Genomic DNA, 15,809 nt, shown 5'->3' with positions numbered 1-15,809 from the left:
GTGAGATACTGCGCACGCAAGCAGTTTCGCTGTCGGCGCAACCGCGTGCGCCCACCCCTCTGTCGTACGCGTCCGCGTGCGTGAACAATGCATGCCCTCGGATCGTGAGGAAGGAGCTGGCGGATGCCCCACAACGCCGCTGCGGCAGCCCCGGGCGAGCCCACGGCCTCGGCACTGCTGGCCCGTGCCCAGCAGGTCGCCGACGAGCTGGTGGGCGAGGCCCGCCGGGAGGCCGACGCGCTGACCGGGGACCTCGCCGTCCTGCGCGAGGAGCTGCGCCGGCTCACGGGCGAGGCGGAGGCCGACCGGGCCGAGGCGGGCCGCGTACGCCGGCAGGCGGAGGAGGTGCTCGCCGGAGCGTCGGAGGAGGCGGCGACCATCGTGGTCGACGCCAACGAGCAGGCCTCGCTGCTGATGTCGTCGGCCGAGAGCGCCCGCGACGAGCAGGTCGAGGCGGCACGGGCCGAGGGCGCCGACCTCCTCGCCCGCGCTCGTGAGGAGGCCGGCGCGCTCCGTGCCGAGGCCGAGCACGTCCGCGACACCGCCACCGCCGCCCGCGACGAGCTCCTCGCCGGAGCCAGGGCCGAGGCCGAGTCGACGCTCGCCGCCGCCCAGGAGGCGGCCGCGCAGGTGCTCGAGGAGGCGCGCGCCGGTGGCCAGCAGCAGCTCGACACCGCCATGGCGGAGGCGGAGTCGCTGCGGGCGAGCGCCTCGACGGAGTCGGCCCGCATGCGCGACGAGGCCGCCCTGCACGTCGAGGAGATGCGCCGCACCACCGGCGCGGAGGTCGACCGCATGCGCCGGTTGGCCGAGGAGACGCTCGCCGCGGCCCGCGCCGAGAGCGAGGACAAGCTCCGGCAGGCCGCCGAGCAGACCGACTGGGCGACCCGCACCGTCCGCTCGGTGCTCGACGGGGCGGCCGCCGAGGCCGACGCGATCCGCAAGGCGGGTCATGCGGAGATCGGCGAGCACACCCGCGTCGTACGCCGTCGCCTGCAGGGCGTGATGGCAGCGGTCGCCGGGCGGATGGCCCTCGAGCTCTCGGAGGCGAGGCGCCGTGCCGAGGAGATCACCCGTGCCGCGGGCCTGTCCGCCGCGGAGATGGAGAGCGAGGCCAAGTCGACGCTCGCCCGCGCCGAGGCCGATGCCGCCCGCATCGTGGCCGACGCCACCGACGACGCCGAGCGCGCCGTGGAGCGCCTCGAACGCCGCCGCGCCGAGGCCGAGGCGGGCGCCGCGAGCCTGCGCGCGCTGGTGGCCCAGGAGGTCACGCGCAGCCGTGCCGAGGCCGCCGAGGACCGGCGCCGCGCGCGCGAGGAGGCCAACGCGCTGGTCGCCGAGGCCCGCGCGGAGGCCGACCAGCTGCGCGAGGGCGCGCGTCGCGCGCTCGAGCGGGCCCGCACCGAGGTGGCCCAGCTCCAGTCGCGGCGCGATGGCATCGCGGCCGAGCTCGGCCAGCTCTCCGGAGTGATCGCAGCGCTGTCCGTCCCCGACCGCGGCGACGCCGCCCCCACCGACCCGTCCGCCCACCCCCCGAGCGAGCCCCCCTCGTCACCCCACCAGGAGAACCCGGATGCCTGAAGAGATGTTCACGACCGTGCGCCGCGGCTACGACCCGACCGAGGTGGAGCGAGCCGTCGGTCAGGCCCGCAACGAGGCGGCCGAGCTGCGCGAGCGCCTCGCCGCCGCCGAGCAGGCCGCCGAGCAGGCCCGCGCCGAGGCGGCCGCGTCTCGCGACGCGCTCGTCTCGCGGGAGTCGCAGGAGCCCGAGCTCCCGACCTTCGAGCACCTCGGCGAGCGCGTCGGGCAGATCCTGGCCCTCGCGGAGGCCGAGGCGGCCGAGATCCGTGACCGGGTGCTCGGCGAGGTCGAGACGCTGCGCAAGGAGGCCGAGCAGGAAGCAGGAGCCATGCGTGCCGACGCCGACCGCTACGCCGATGAGACCCGCCGCGACGCCGACGCCGAGGGCGCCCGGCTGCTCGCCGACGCCCGGAAGGCCGCCGACGGCGAACGCGACGCCGCCGAGCGCGACGCGTCCGCCCGGCGTGCCGAGGCCGAGGCGGTCTACGAGGACCAGCGGGCCAAGGCCGCCCAGGCCGCCGCCGACTTCGAGACCACCCTCGCCGAGCGCCGGCAGAAGGCGACCGCGGAGTTCCAGGCCCAGCAGGCGGCGACGCAGGCCGAGCTCGACGCGATGACCGCCCGCAACAAGGACACCGAGGCGACCCTCGAGCGCAGCCGCGCCGAGGCCGAGCAGCGGATCGCCCGCATGCTCGCCGAGGCGGAGGAGCGGGCCACGACGCTGGTGAGCGAGGCACGTGCCTCCGCCGACCGCGTACGCGTCGAGTCCGAGCGCGAGCTCGCCGCCGCCGCGCAGCGCCGCGACAGCATCAACGCCCAGCTCTCCAACGTGCGGCAGATGCTCGCCACCCTCACCGGCACCGTGCCCGGCGTGGCGCTGCCCGGCGACCTCCCCGCCGCGTCCCCGCACGGTGACCCGCTCGACGACGCCGCACAGGAGACCGACGCCGCGCAGGAGACCGACGACACCCCGGATGAGGCCGGCGAGGTCTCCGACCCGGCCACGGCCGACTCGGAGCAGGCGAGCGACGAGACGCCGGAGCGGTAGCCCGGCGGCTCAGACGTAGCGGCGCGCGCGGTCGGCCGCCGAGCCGGGACCGGACGCCAGGAGCGTGCCGAGCTCGTGCTCGAGCACGGCGCCGACCCGCCGGCAGAACTCCTCCGGCTCGTCGGCCGCGTCGGGCTTCTCCGCCACGATGCGGTCGACGACGCCCCGGCGGTGCAGGTCGATGGCCCGCACCTGCTGCGCGCGGGCCATCTCGGCGGCGTGGTCGCGGTCGCGGTGCACGATCGCCGACGCGCCCTCGGGCGGCAGCGGTGAGAGCCACGCGTGCTGCGCCGCGACGACGCGGTCGGCGGGCAGCAGCGCCAGCGCGCCGCCGCCGTTGCCCTCGCCCAGCATCAGGCACAGGGTCGGCGCGTCGAGGGTGACCAGATCGGCCAGCGAGCGGGCGATCTCGCCGGCCAGCCCGCCGTTCTCGGCGTCGGCCGACAGCGCGGCGCCCTGCGTGTCGATGACGGTGACGAGCGGCAGCCCGAGCTCGGAGGCCAGCCGCATCCCCCGCCGGGCCTCCCGCAGCGCCTCGGGCCCCATCGGGTGGTCGGTGGTCTGGCCGCGACGGTCCTGGCCGAGGAGGACGCACGGCGCCTCGCCGAAGCGCGCCAGCGCGATCAGCAGCCCCGGGTCGCTCTCGCCCTGACCGGTGCCGTTGAGGGGTACGACGTCGCGCGCGGCGTAGCGCAGCAGCCGGCGCACGCCCGGCCGGTCGGGGCGCCGCGACCGGGTGACGCAGTCCCAGGCGTCGACGTCCGGCACGTCGTCCTGACCGGGGTCGGGCACCGCGGCGACGCCGTCGCGTGCCGCCATCAGGATCGTGAGCGCGCGGTCGAGGATCTCGGCGATCTCCTCCGGCGGGAGCACGGCGTCGACGATGCCGCGGGCGTAGAGGTTCTCCGCGGTCTGCACGCCCTCGGGGAACGGGCGCTCGTAGAGCGCCTCGTAGACCCGCGGGCCGAGGAAGCCGACGAGGGCGCCGGGCTCCGCGACGGTGACATGGCCGAGCGAGCCCCACGACGCCATCACGCCGCCGGTGGTGGGGTGGCGCAGGTAGACGAGGTAGGGCAGCCCGGCGTCGCGGTGGGCGGCGATCGCCGCCGAGATCCGGACCATCTGCACGAACGCCGGGGTCCCCTCCTGCATCCGGGTGCCGCCGCTGACCGGGGCCGCGACCAGGGGCAGGCCCTCGCGGGTGGCGCGCTCGATGCCGGCGACGATGCGGTCGGCCGCGTCCCGGCCGATCGACCCGGCCAGGAAGCCGAACTCGCCCACCAGCGCGGCGATCCGGCGCCCGCGCAGCCGCGCCTCGCCGGTCAGCACGGACTCGTCGACGCCCGACCTCTCCGCGGCCGCGGCGAGCTCGGCGGCGTACGCCTCGCTGAGCGGCCCGCGCGTCGGCGGGGTGTCCCAGGACGACCAGGAGCCCTCGTCGAGCACCAGGTCGATCAGGTCGTGTGCGGAGAGGCGGCCCATGGGGCGAGGGTATTGCGGGCCGGTGTCGCTCAGCCCTGCGGGACCCCGCGCCCGGGGGTGCGCGCGCCGGTGATCCACCGGTCGAAGAACGCCGACAGCTCGCGCCCGGTCTCGGCCTCCCAGTGGTCGTAGAGCTGCTCGCGCGACACCGACGTGTTGTCGTGGGCGGCCAGCCACGACCGGGCGACGGCGTAGAACTCCTCGTCGCCGAGGTCCACGCGCAGCTCGTTCCACATCAGCGCGGGCGTGTAGTAGATGTTGGAGCCGCCGAACTGGCGCGGGTCGTAGGCCCCGGGCGGTCCGTACTCGTCGCGCAGCTGCTGGTCGATCAGGCGGGCGCCGCGCAGGCTCTCGCGCAGCGGCCGGATGTCGTGCTCGTCCTCGTAGGCCCACTGCAGCAGCATCGTCATGCCCTCGTTGAGCCAGACGTCGCGCCAGTCGGCCGGCGAGACCTGGTCGCCGTACCACTGGTGCACGATCTCGTGGGCGACGACCTCGGGCGACAGCACGTAGTCGTTGTTGCCGAGGGTGACCATCGTCTGGGTCTCCATCGCGCTCTGCGAGTCGGTGACGACGAGGCCGAGGGTGTCGAAGGGGTAGTCGCCGAGCTTGGTCTCGATCCAGTCGACGGTGGCGGCCGCGGTCTGGATCGACGAGAGCGGACGCGTCATGCCGCGCGGGGTCCAGTAGTCGACCCGCAGCCCGCCCTCGGTGGTGGTGCTGCTGTGGGAGTAGTCGCCGATGGCGAGGGTGATGAGGTAGGACGACGCCGGCTCGGTGAGCTGCCACGAGGTGGTCGTGCCGTCGTCGTCCGTCGTGAGGTCGGTGAGCCGGCCGTTGGCGATCCCGGTCCAGCCGCGCGGCGCGTGCACGGTGATGTCGTAGAGCGCCTTGTCGGAGGGATGGTCGTTGACGGGGTACCACGTGAAGGCGCCGTGGGGCTCCTGCATCGTCCACACCTCGCCGGCGTCGGTGACGGTGAAGCCGGTGCTGGCGAAGTCGCCGCGGGTGGTGGGCGCCGGGATCGGGCGGGGCGTGCCGACGTAGTCGAGGGACAGCTCGTAGCGCTGGTCGGCCTCGATGGGCGCGTCCACGACGAGGTCCTTGCCCCGGCGGGAGAACGCGGCGGGCTCGCCGTCGAGGGTCAGCCGGCCGACGGTGAGCGGGCGCCCGAGGTCGAGCTGGAAGCGCGGCGCGCTGCGGGTGGCGCGGAACGTCACCGTGGCCGACGCGGTCAGGTGCTCGGCCTCGGGGTCCCAGTCGAGGTCGAGGTCGTAGTGCAGAGCGTCCACCCGCGGGTCGCCCACCGCGGGGTAGAGGCTGTCCTCGCGCGGGGTCGACACCGCCACGTCGAGGTCGGGCTCCACCCGCTCGGCGACCTCCGGGTCCGAGACCGGCGAAGCCGTGGCCTCGCCGTCCCCGACCGCGGCGGCCGGGGCGGGGTCGCTGAGCTCCTCGGGACCGGCGGCACCGCCGCCGGAGCACCCGGCCAGGACGGCGAGGGACAGGCCCGCCGCGAGCACCGCGCGGACGGGCCGGTGCCTCATCTCTCGCCCCGGAGCAGGGGGCGGGCGAGCTTGCGGCCGTGGTGGATCTGCGCCTTCACCGTGCCCAGCGGGGCGTCCACCAGCGCGGCGATCTCGTCGTAGGGCAGGCCGTAGACGTCGCGCAGCAGCAGCGGCTCCACGAACTGCGGGTGGTCCTTCTCGATGGTCTCCATCGCCTCGAGCAGGTCGAGGCGGGTGCCGGCGATCACGCTGGTCGTCCGCGGGTCGGGACGGTCGTGGGCGCCGTCCTCGAAGTCGGTCGGGGTGGCGAGGTTCTTGAGCCGTCGGTAGGTCGTGCGCGCGCTGTTGACCGACACGATGTGCAGCCAGGTGGTGAACCGCCCGCGCTCGCCCCACGAGCCGATCTTGGTGGCGACGTTGAGCATCGCCTCCTGGCACGCGTCCTCGGCGTCGCCGGAGTAGGGGAGCACCCCGCGGCAGATGTTGAGCACCCGCGGGCGCACGGCGGCGAGCAGCTGCTCGAGCCCGTCGCGGTCGCCGTCGCGGGCGCGACGAGCCAGCTCGTCGATGTCGTCCGGCGTCAACGCGTCGCCGTGGTCCCCGGAATAGCTCACGCCTGCACGATAATGCCCGGGTGTCCGCTCCCACTCGTCTCGGTCGCTACCCGGTGCGCCGCCGCATCGGGGCGGGAGCGTTCGCGACGGTCTGGCTGGCCTACGACGAGCACCTCGACTCGGCGGTGGCGATCAAGGTCCTCGCGGACAACTGGACCGGCGACCACCACATCCGCCAGCGCTTCCTCGAGGAGGGCCGCTTCCTCCGCAAGGTCGAGTCGCCCCACGTCGTGTCCGTCTACGACGCCGGCGAGCTCGACGACGGCCGCCCCTACCTGGTGATGGCGTACGCCGACCAGGGCACCCTCGACGACCGCCTCGACCTCGCGCCGCTGTCGCGCGCACAGGCGCTCTCGGTGATCACCCAGATCGGGCGCGGGCTCACCGCGCTGCACGACCGGGGCGTGCTGCACCGCGACGTCAAGCCCGGCAACGTCCTCTTCCGCACGGTCGACAGCGGCCGCTCCCCGCACATCGTGGCGATGCTCGGCGACCTCGGTCTCGGCAAGGCGATGGACATGTCCTCGCGGCTCACGATGGCCGGCGGCACCCCCTCCTACGTCGCGCCGGAGCAGGCGCTCGGCGAGGGGCTCGACGCGCGCGCCGACCAGTTCTCCCTCGCCGCCCTGACCTACCACCTCCTGGCCGGTCGCCGGCCCTACGCCCACGCGAGCCTGGCGGCCGCGGAGAACCCGACTCCGCCCGAGCCGCTGGGGATCGACAACCCGGCGGCGGACGCGGTCGTGCTCCGCGGCCTGGCCAAGGACCGCGACGACCGCTTCCCCGACGTCGCGTCGTTCACCGCGGCACTGGCGCAGGCACTCGGCGAGGAGCCCGGCGAGCTCGACGAGACGCCCGCTCCCTGGATCCCCGCCGACCCCGAGCTGACCCGCGCCTCGCGCCTGACCGGACAGGATGGGGCGACGACCGACGCCGACCCCGACCTCGACTCCGGCCCCGACTCCGGCCCCGACTCCGGCCCCGACTCCGGCCCCGACTCCGACCCCGCGCCGCGCCGGCGCCGTCCCCGGTGGCCCTGGGTCGCCGCGGCCGCGCTCGCGCTGACCGCCGGCACCGGCGCCGGGTGGGCGCTGGAGCGCGGGACCACGTCGGAGCGCACCATCGAGGACGTCACCGGGGCGATCGCCGTCACCGTCCCGGAGGCCTGGACCGCCCAGGTCGACCCCGAGCCGTGGACGCCGGTCGCCGGACGCGCCGAGCAGCCGTCGGTGGCGTCCGGCACCCGGGCGGGGTGGAACTCCGCCGACGACCCGGGCGAGGGCGTCTTCGTCGCGATCCTGACCGGCGACAAGCTGCCCTCCCGCGTGCCGGGACACGCGGAGTGCCAGGTGGAGCGCGGTCCCTACTTCGACGAGAGGGAGGGCGACGACATCATGACGGTGTTCTTCAGCGCGTGCCCCGGCGTCGAGTACACCATCGAGCGGGTCATCCGGGTCAACCAGGACCAGCTCCTCTGGGTGCAGATCCGCAGCAACGACCAGCGCGTCGCCCGCAGGGTGCTCGACTCGGTCCAGGCCTTCGGGGTCTGAGCGGGCGGCTCAGCCGAGACGGACGCCCGACCCCACCCGCGCGATCAGGTCGGCCATCCCGGGGTCGTCGACCTTGCGGCCGGTGACCGCGATCTCCACCTGGGCGTTGTCGGAGCCGGTGAGGTCGAGCCACCGCAGGTGGCCGTGGCGCAGGTGGTTGGCGGCGACGAAGCTGAAGTGCAGGCTGTCCCGGGTCTGCGCGATCACCTCGACGTTGCTCTCGTCCTCGCGGAGCTCGGCGAGCCGCCGGTCGAGCGTCCACTCGATCGATCGCCGGTTGCTCAGCACCTGCTCGACCCTCAGGACGAAGCCGAAGTCGGGCTGGCCGGACGGTCGCCACTGCCACTCGTTGAGCGAGTTCTCGAAGAACGACCACCCCTTCGGCACGGGCAGGGTCATCCGGAAGCTGCCCGTGCCCACCGACTGCCGCACCAGCGCGATGCCCGGCGCCAGCGGCGGCATGTCCGGGTCGGGCAGCAGCTCGGGGACGGGGTCGATCGGCAGGCTCGGCGAGGCGGCGACGGGTGACGCGGTGCCCCCGCCGGGCGGGTTCTCGCCGAGCGCCCACGACGCGCCGAAGCCGGCCGCCGCTCCGCCGGCGAGCACCACCACCAGGACCGCCGTCCCCCGCCAGCTCACGGGCCCAACCTAGTGGCCGGGACCGCTCAGCCGACAGGCCCGCCGCCGGCGCCCCGCATCCCGTCGCCCACCCGGCGGATCAGGTCCCGGGCGCCCGGGATGTCGCGCTCACGTCCGTGGACGACGATCTCCACGTCGGCCTGGCCGCTGGCGTCGAGGTCGAGCCAGCGCATGAAGCTGTAGCGGGCGTTGCCCTCGTTGCTGCGATAGGTGTATTCCAGCGTGTCCGCGCCACGGTCGAGGATCACCACGTCGTCCTGCTCGGCGCGCAGCCGCACCTCGCGGATGTTGATGGCGGCCTCGATGGTGATGTCCTGGCTGTCGATCTGCTCGATGCGCATCACGTAGGTGTTGTTGGACGTGCCGGGCTTCTTCCACTTCCACTCGTTGCTCGCGTTGGCGTTGGTGGTCCAGCCGACCGGCGCCGGGAAGGTGATCTCGAACTTGCCGGTGCCGAGCGTGGCCGGCCGCATCTCGATGCCCGGCTCCAGCCGGGGGTCGTCGGGGTCGTCGGCGAAGGGGCGCGGGGCCTCGACCGGCATGTCCGGCGCCCGGGCCGGCACCGGTGAGGCGACGCCCGTGCCGATGGAGTCGTCGCGGGCCTGCGCGGACGCCACGTAGCCGCCCCCGACGCCGAGCGCCAGGAGCGCGACCAACGCCATGAGCCCCCGCCACTCCACGCCGGTCATCATGTCAGCCGGGCGGGTGTCGCGCGCTCCGACGCACCTCCTACGGTGGCGCCATGCTGATCCGCGACACCCGCCTGGTCGCCCTCACCGAGACCGCGCCCGGGCCGGTCGACGTACGCCTCGACGGCGGCCGGGTGGTCGAGGTCGGCCGCGCGCTGCCGACCGGCGACGAGTCGACGTACGGGCCGACCTACGACGCGGGCGGGCGCTGGCTGATGCCCGGCCTCTGGGACCAGCACGTCCACCTCGGCCAGTGGACGCTCGCCTCGGCGCGGCTCGACCTCGCGCCGGCGCGCTCGTCCGAGGACGCCGTGGCGCTCGTGCGCGAGCGCCTGGAGCAGTGGCCGGACCTGCCGGTCATCGGGTGGGGGCACCGGCCGACGGCCTGGCCCGACAACCCCACCGTGTCCGACCTCGACGCGATCGGCACCGACCAGCCCATCGTCCTCATCGCCGGCGACGGCCACCACGGCTGGCTCAACACCATCGCGCTCCACGCCCTCGCCCTGCCGATCCGCGACAGCGTGGTGAGCGAGGCCGAGTGGTTCATGGCCTACGGCCGGCTGGCCTCGGTGCTGGGCCAGGACGGCACCGGGCCCGAGGCCTACCGGCGCTCGATGGAGGCCGCGGCCGCGATGGGGGTGGTGGGGCTGGTGGACCTGGAGTTCAGCGGCGGGGTGGGCGACTGGGTGGCCCGGTGGGCCGGGGGCGCCGACCTGCTGCGGATCCGCCACGCCTGCTACGCCGATGGCCTCGACGACGTGCTCTCCCGCGGCCTGCGCTCCGGTGACCAGCTCGACCGCGACCCCCGGCTGACGATGGGTCCGCTCAAGATCATCAGCGACGGCTCGCTCAACACCCGCACCGCCTGGTGCTGCGAGCCCTACGCGGAGAAGGCGGTCCCGGGCTTCGAGGAGGGCCAGCCCAATCAGTCGCCCGAGGAGCTGCGCGCGCTGCTGGCCCGAGCCGCCGCGGGCGGCCTCGAGGTGGCCGTGCACGCCATCGGCGACCGCGCGGTGACCGAGGCGCTGGCGGCGTTCGAGGAGACCGGTGCCCGCGGGAGCGTCGAGCACGTGCAGCTCACCACCCGCGACGACGTACGCCGGATGGCGCGCCTCGGCGTGCGCGCGAGCGTGCAGCCCGCCCACCTGCTCGACGACCGCGACGTGACCGACCGGCTGTGGCCTGGGCGGTCCGAGCGGTGCTTCTCGCTGCGCTGGATGCTCGACGACGGCGTCGAGGTGGTGCTGGGCTCCGACGCCCCGGTCTCCCCCCTCGACCCGTGGCTGGCGATCGCCAGCGCCGTGCACCGCTCCGGCGACGACCGCGAGCCGTGGCACCCCGAGCAGTCGATCACCGCCCGCGAGGCGCTGGCCGCGTCCACCGACGGCTGGGGCACGGTCGCCGTCGGTCACCCGGGCGACCTCGTGCTGCTCGACGCCGACCCGCTCGAGGGGGTCTCCGACCGCGAGCACGCTAGGCGGCTGCGGGCCTTCGGCGACCACGTCGTCGCGACCTGGGTCGCCGGCGAGCCGGCGTACGCGCGCCCCTGACGCGGCGGGGGTCTCCCGGCACGTCGTGGTGGATCCGAGCCACCGGGCGGCTCGGATCCACCAGGATCACGGTCTTCGCGAGGTCGGTGCCCTCAGGCCAGCGCCAGCGTCGCCTCGAGCACGAACGCCGGGTCCTCGAGCCGGTCGCCGTAGACCTCGCGGAGCTGGCCGACGCGATAGCGCACGGTCTGGGGGTGCACGAAGAGCTCCTCGGCGACCGCGTCGCGTCGCCCGTGGTGCACCAGCCAGCTGCGCAGGGTGTCGGTGAGCTTCTCGGCGGTCGACGGGCGCAGGTCGGCGAGTGGCGCGAGCACGCGGGCGCGCAGGTCGGCGCGCGCGGACGGGTCGGCGGTCAGCACCAGGGACGCGAGGTGGTCGTCGGAGTCGACGAGCCCGTGGACGCCGAGTGCCGTGCAACGCAGCGCCCGGCGGTGCGAGGCGACCGCGTCGAGCCAGGGCACGGCCGGGCCGACGACGGCGTCGGTGCCGCGGAGCGAGTGGAGCAGCGTGCGGCGGGAGGCGGCCGAGCCGGTCGTCGGCACGAGCAGCGCGGCGTACCCCTCCCGCAGGCCCGGGACGTCGTCGTTGGGGTGGAGCGTGCGCGGGTCGAGGGCGGTCAACGTGTGGGAGACCTGTGACTCGGGCAGCACGATCGCGGTGAGCGCGCCGGGCGGCTCCCAGTCGGCCCGCTCGGCGGCGGCGTTGACCGCGTCGGCCGGCGCGCCGGTGAGCAGCGCGCGCGCCAGCCGCTCGCGGTTGCGCTGGCGGACGCGCCCGCTGCTCTCGAGCTCGTCGGTGTGCCCGGCGACCGAGGCCGCGGACAGCTCGTCGATGTAGGCGAAGACCAGCTCGGCGAAGCTGGCGAGCTGGCCGGCGTCGACGCCCGCCTCCACCGCGACGTCGGCCATGTCGCGCCACGAGGCGCGCGCGCCGATGCGGTAGGCGGCCAGGAGCGCCTCCACGGTGCGCCCGCTGCGCGCCTCGCCGCGCCCGAGCTGGTAGGCGCCCTCGATCGCCGGGGCCTTGGGTGCCTCGGCGTCCTGGCGGGTGGCGAGGGTCAGGAAGCCACCCAGGGCGAGCTGCACGGCGTTGCGGATCACCTCGCCCATCCGCCCGCTCCACGCCCCGGCATAGCTCGGCACCTCGTCGACGATGGTGAGCACGGCACGGTCGGCGACCTCGGCCAGTCGCGAGCGCAGGGCCGCGGCCACCTCGGGGTCGAGCCCCACGACGGTGGGCACTTGTGTGGCCGGACGCACGGGGCGGGTCGCCATTGGCCCTCCTGAGGCGAGTCTTGTTCGCAGCGAACAAGAGCATAGCCCCGATTCACGTGCGAGGGGCAGGAAGCAGGGGCCGCGATCGGACACATTGGATGTCATGACCACGACTCTCGAACCGCCCGCACGCGGCGGCGCCCGGAGCCGTCGACTGGCCGACCAGCTCGTCCGCGTCGCCGAGGCGGCCACCACCCCCTACCTGCCGTCCGACTTCATGGACCTCTTCGCGCCCCTGCGCTCGGGTGCCGACCTGCGCGGGCGCATCGAGTCGATCCACCCCGAGACCGCCGACGCCGCCACCATCGTGATCCGCCCGGGCGCCGACTGGGCCGGGCACGTCCCGGGCCAGTACCTCCGCATCGGCATCGACGTCGACGGGGTACGCCAGTGGCGCGCCTACTCCCTCACCCACGGCCCGCGCGCCGACGGCCGCATCTCGATCACCGTCAAGGCCGTCCCCGACGGCCTGGTGAGCAACCACCTCGTGCACCGGGCGCGCCCCGGCACGCTGGTGCACCTCGAGCAGGCCGCCGGCGAGTTCGTCCTCCCGCCCGAGGGCGGCCGCTTCCTCATGGTCACCGCCGGCTCGGGCATCACGCCCGTGATCGGCATGCTGCGCAACCTCTTCCCGAGCACCGACGAGGGCGTGCTCCGCCCGGCCCGCAGCGAGGTCCACGACATCGTCGTGGTCCACGTCGCGCCGAGCCACCCCCACTCGATCTTCATCCGCGACCTCGAGGCGCTCCACGCCGCCGGCGCCATCCGCCTCGTCGCGCGCTACGACGACGAGCACGGCGTCCTCGACGTCGCCGACCTCGCCGCCCTGGTGCCCGACCTCGCCGAGCGTACGACGCTCGCCTGCGGGCCGGCGGGCCTGCTCGACGCCCTCGCCGCCCACCACGAGGCTGCCGGCCTGACGCTGACCACCGAGCAGTTCCGCACCGCCCGCGTCGAGCCCGGCGAGGGCGGCACGGTCACCTTCACCTCCGGCACGACCGTCGACGTCGACGGTGCCACGCCCATCCTCGACGCCGCCGAGGACGCCGGGATGCTGATGCCGAGCGGGTGCCGGATGGGCATCTGCATGGGCTGCGTGATCCCGCTGCGCGAGGGCAGCGTCCGCGACCTGCGCAACGGCGCGATCACCACCGCGGTGCCCGGCGAGACGGGCGACATCAAGGTGCAGACCTGCATCAACGCCGCCGCCGGCCCGTGCCACATCGACCACTGACCTGACCTCCCCGACACCCACCAGGAGATCGACATGACCACGATCCAGAAGAAGGCCGTGCTCGGCCAGACCAACCCGATCGCCCACCTCACCGAGGCCGACATCGAGCAGATCGGCATCGAGCTCGACGCCATCCGCCAGGACGTCCTCGACGACCGGGGCGCGAGCGACGCGGCCTACATCCGGCGCGTCATCGACACCCAGCGCAAGATCGAGCTCGGCTCGCGCGCCGTGCTGCTCTTCAGCGCGTTCCCGCCCGCCTGGGTGCTCGGCACGCTGGGCCTCAGCGTCTCGAAGATCCTCGACAACATGGAGATCGGGCACAACATCCTCCACGGCCAGTGGGACTGGATGCGCGACCCCAAGATCCACTCCTCGACCTGGGAGTGGGACATGGCCTCGCCCGCCGAGCAGTGGAAGCACAGCCACAACGAGCTGCACCACACCTACACCAACGTCATCGGCAAGGACAACGACCTCGGCTACGGCATCATGCGCGTCGACGAGGACCAGACCTGGGCGCCGGCGCACCTCGGCCAGCCGCTGTGGTGCTTCATCAACGCCGTGTTCTTCGAGTACGGCATCGCCGCCTACGACCTCGAGCTCGGCGCGGTGATCGCCAAGAAGCAGACCAAGGACCCGGACTTCCGTCGCCGCGCCAAGGCCGTGCTGGGCAAGATCCGCAAGCAGGCGACCAAGGACTACGTCGTCCACCCGGCGCTCTCGATCCCGACCGGGTCGTTCCTGCCGACGCTCGCGGCCAACTTCACCGCCAACGTGGTGCGCAACCTGTGGTCCAACTCCGTCATCCTCTGCGGCCACTTCCCCGAGGGCGTCGAGACCTTCGAGAAGCGCTCGATCGAGGGCGAGACCAAGGGCGAGTGGTACGTCCGCCAGATGCTCGGCAGCGCCAACATCTCCGGCTCCCCGCTCCTCCACCTGATGACCGGCAACCTGTCGCACCAGATCGAGCACCACCTCTTCCCCGACCTGCCGTCCAACCGCTACGCCGAGATCGCGCCCAAGGTGAAGGCCCTGTTCGACAAGTACGACCTCACCTACTGCTCGCGCCCGATGCCGACGCAGGTCGCCTCGGCCTGGCACAAGGTCATCCGCCTCTCGCTCCCCAACGGCTGGCTCGCCACGACCAACAAGAAGAACGCGCCGCAGCAGCTCGCGGTCCTCTACAAGATGGCCACCGGCGACCGTCGCACCCGCCGCCTGCTCGGCCGCAAGCTGGAGAGCGAGGCCCGCGCGGCCGCCTGAGCCGCCCGTCCGGCACCGGTCTTGTACCTCCGTGGAAGCGCGGATGTATCAGGACCGGGTCGAGCGCATCCTTGTTGTCGTGAGCATCGACATGGGGGAGTACGAGATGAGCACGAGCACCACCAAGGTGACGAGCACCACGGGCGTGTCGCGATGATCCGCATCGGGGCGGTGGGGGAGCCCGCCTACGACACGAGCGCCGAGACGCGCCCGCCAGTGCCTCGGCAGCGTGCCGCTGTGGTCGTGGGGGCCACGGCGCGCCAGCCGGTCGCCTGAACACCCGAGACCGACAGCACAGGGGGCTGACGGTCGAGAGCCGGGGGTCGAACGCCGGGCGGTCCACGGGCCGCCCGGCGCAACGACCCCCGGCTCTCGTGTCGAATGGGCGCGTCCTGGCGCGGGATACGGGTCGAGTCGGCACGTCCTGACCCGCGAGGAGGGTCGAGTCGGCGCGTCCTGACCCGCGAGGAGGGTCGAGTCGGCGCATCCTGACCACAGAGGACGCAGGATGCGCCGACTCGAGCACGGATCCGGCGCACGACGCGCCGGCTCGACGCAGGTGTGGGCCACGACAGCGGCGAATCCCCGCGACACCGGTGACCCGATGTGGAAGTCTGGCCGCGTGCCAGCGCCCGAGGGATTCGACTACACGGTCCGCGGCCCGGAGGTCGTCATCACCCACCACGGCCGGCGGGCCACCGTGCTGCGCGGCCCGGCCGCGCAGCGGTTCCTCGACGACGTCGGGGACGACGGCGACGCGGGGGCGCAGGAGCTGATGGCGCGGGTCACCGGCAACTACCGCCGCGGCAACGAGCGGATGTCGCGCAACCACCCGCGCAACGCCGGCCGCTGACCCGTCCGGGTGGCACCCGGCGTCGTCCGGCGTCGTCCCGCTCCAGGACGTGCGGGATACGGGCCGCTGGTCTGGACCGTGTCCGGGAGACTTCCCGAAGGGTTGCCGCAGGCGGGGCTGCTCGCCGCCGATCCCTCCTAGGCTCCGGCCCGGGCTGTCCGAGGGGACAGCCGAGCGGTGACAGGAGGAGTCCCAACGATGAAGCACGACCGAGACAGCCGCCCGGTGGACCTCACCGGCCGCATCGAGTCGCTCGAGCACGTCACCGGCTGGCTGGTCGCCCGGCGGGAGTCCGAGGCCGCCGACGCAGACGTGATCCCGATCCGTGAGGCGTCCCGTGTCCGCGTGCCCGTGCCCCGGCGCTCGCGCGTCTACCTGCGCGGCGCCGGCGCACACGGCTCCTTCGCCGAGCTCACCCTCACCGCTCCCGTGCCGCGTCGTCCCGCCGACTGACGGTGTGAGCCACGCATCGGAGCAGCCCCGTTGCGCCTCCCGGGCGCGGGTGTCCGGCTCACCTA

14 protein-coding genes are annotated in these 15,809 nt (G+C 74.2%); 8 read left to right on the top strand and 6 right to left on the bottom strand.

Annotated features, from left to right (window positions below; genetic code table 11):
* Positions 1–123: 123 nt before the first annotated feature.
* The gene (locus AC3X7Z_RS13650) at positions 124–1,581 is read left to right on the top strand and encodes a coiled-coil domain-containing protein (protein ID WP_489976265.1); all 1,458 of its coding nucleotides are present in this window, start codon (positions 124–126) and stop codon (positions 1,579–1,581) included.
* Positions 1,574–2,629 carry a DivIVA domain-containing protein gene (locus tag AC3X7Z_RS13645; RefSeq protein ID WP_489976264.1) on the top strand — a complete coding sequence of 352 codons (1,056 nt, stop codon included), beginning with the start codon at positions 1,574–1,576 and terminating at the stop codon, positions 2,627–2,629. Before AC3X7Z_RS13650 ends, AC3X7Z_RS13645 begins: the two co-directional genes overlap by 8 nt.
* Before the next feature lie 9 nt (positions 2,630–2,638).
* Here the strand turns inward: AC3X7Z_RS13645 and AC3X7Z_RS13640 are convergent, their stop codons facing one another.
* From AC3X7Z_RS13640 to AC3X7Z_RS13630, 3 genes are read right to left on the bottom strand one after another with little or no spacing between them, the layout of a single operon-like run.
* Positions 2,639–4,111 (bottom strand): carboxyl transferase domain-containing protein, encoded by a 1,473-nt coding sequence (locus AC3X7Z_RS13640; protein WP_489976263.1) that lies wholly within the window; start codon positions 4,109–4,111, stop codon positions 2,639–2,641.
* A 29-nt stretch (positions 4,112–4,140) separates the two neighbouring features.
* Entirely contained in the window at positions 4,141–5,658 is a 1,518-nt protein-coding gene (locus AC3X7Z_RS13635; RefSeq protein ID WP_489976262.1) for a M1 family metallopeptidase, read from the bottom strand.
* On the bottom strand, positions 5,655–6,233 hold the full coding sequence (locus AC3X7Z_RS13630) for an RNA polymerase sigma factor (RefSeq protein ID WP_186339450.1): 579 nt from the start codon (positions 6,231–6,233) through the stop codon (positions 5,655–5,657). The genes AC3X7Z_RS13635 and AC3X7Z_RS13630 overlap by 4 nt, the downstream gene beginning before the upstream one ends.
* A gap of 20 nt (positions 6,234–6,253) precedes the next feature.
* Between AC3X7Z_RS13630 and AC3X7Z_RS13625 the strand changes: the two genes are divergently transcribed.
* Positions 6,254–7,783: a serine/threonine-protein kinase gene (locus AC3X7Z_RS13625; protein WP_489976261.1), complete on the top strand. Its 1,530-nt coding sequence runs from the start codon at positions 6,254–6,256 to the stop codon at positions 7,781–7,783.
* A 9-nt stretch (positions 7,784–7,792) separates the two neighbouring features.
* Here AC3X7Z_RS13625 and AC3X7Z_RS13620 read toward each other — a convergent pair whose 3' ends face one another.
* Both AC3X7Z_RS13620 and AC3X7Z_RS13615 read right to left on the bottom strand, forming a co-directional pair.
* A complete protein-coding gene (locus AC3X7Z_RS13620; protein ID WP_489976260.1) occupies positions 7,793–8,422 on the bottom strand; it encodes a hypothetical protein in 630 nt (209 codons plus the stop codon).
* Positions 8,423–8,448: 26 nt separating this feature from the next.
* Positions 8,449–9,102 carry a hypothetical protein gene (locus tag AC3X7Z_RS13615; protein WP_186339447.1) on the bottom strand — a complete coding sequence of 218 codons (654 nt, stop codon included), beginning with the start codon at positions 9,100–9,102 and terminating at the stop codon, positions 8,449–8,451.
* A 62-nt stretch (positions 9,103–9,164) separates the two neighbouring features.
* Here AC3X7Z_RS13615 and AC3X7Z_RS13610 point away from each other — a divergent pair, with 62 nt between their 5' ends.
* Entirely contained in the window at positions 9,165–10,664 is a 1,500-nt protein-coding gene (locus AC3X7Z_RS13610) for an amidohydrolase (RefSeq protein ID WP_489976259.1), read from the top strand.
* Between the two features lie 92 nt (positions 10,665–10,756).
* On the opposite strand, the gene AC3X7Z_RS13605 is transcribed toward AC3X7Z_RS13610, so the two are convergent.
* Positions 10,757–11,938 (bottom strand): PucR family transcriptional regulator, encoded by a 1,182-nt coding sequence (locus AC3X7Z_RS13605; RefSeq protein WP_186339445.1) that lies wholly within the window; start codon positions 11,936–11,938, stop codon positions 10,757–10,759.
* A gap of 103 nt (positions 11,939–12,041) precedes the next feature.
* Here AC3X7Z_RS13605 and AC3X7Z_RS13600 point away from each other — a divergent pair, with 103 nt between their 5' ends.
* The 4 genes from AC3X7Z_RS13600 to AC3X7Z_RS13585 all read left to right on the top strand — a co-directional run bounded on the left by AC3X7Z_RS13600 (position 12,042) and on the right by AC3X7Z_RS13585 (position 15,744).
* Positions 12,042–13,172, top strand: coding sequence for a ferredoxin reductase (locus tag AC3X7Z_RS13600; protein WP_186339444.1), 1,131 nt, complete (start codon positions 12,042–12,044; stop codon positions 13,170–13,172).
* Positions 13,173–13,205: 33 nt separating this feature from the next.
* Positions 13,206–14,438, top strand: coding sequence for a fatty acid desaturase family protein (locus AC3X7Z_RS13595; RefSeq protein ID WP_186339443.1), 1,233 nt, complete (start codon positions 13,206–13,208; stop codon positions 14,436–14,438).
* A gap of 622 nt (positions 14,439–15,060) precedes the next feature.
* Positions 15,061–15,291 carry a hypothetical protein gene (locus AC3X7Z_RS13590; RefSeq protein ID WP_206054446.1) on the top strand — a complete coding sequence of 77 codons (231 nt, stop codon included), beginning with the start codon at positions 15,061–15,063 and terminating at the stop codon, positions 15,289–15,291.
* Between the two features lie 198 nt (positions 15,292–15,489).
* Positions 15,490–15,744 carry a hypothetical protein gene (locus AC3X7Z_RS13585; RefSeq protein ID WP_186339442.1) on the top strand — a complete coding sequence of 85 codons (255 nt, stop codon included), beginning with the start codon at positions 15,490–15,492 and terminating at the stop codon, positions 15,742–15,744.
* Positions 15,745–15,809: the final 65 nt, after the last annotated feature.

It is taken from the genome of Nocardioides sp. Z24_21 (genome assembly GCF_058134345.1).
This window is presented reverse-complemented; position numbering and strand designations above follow the sequence as displayed.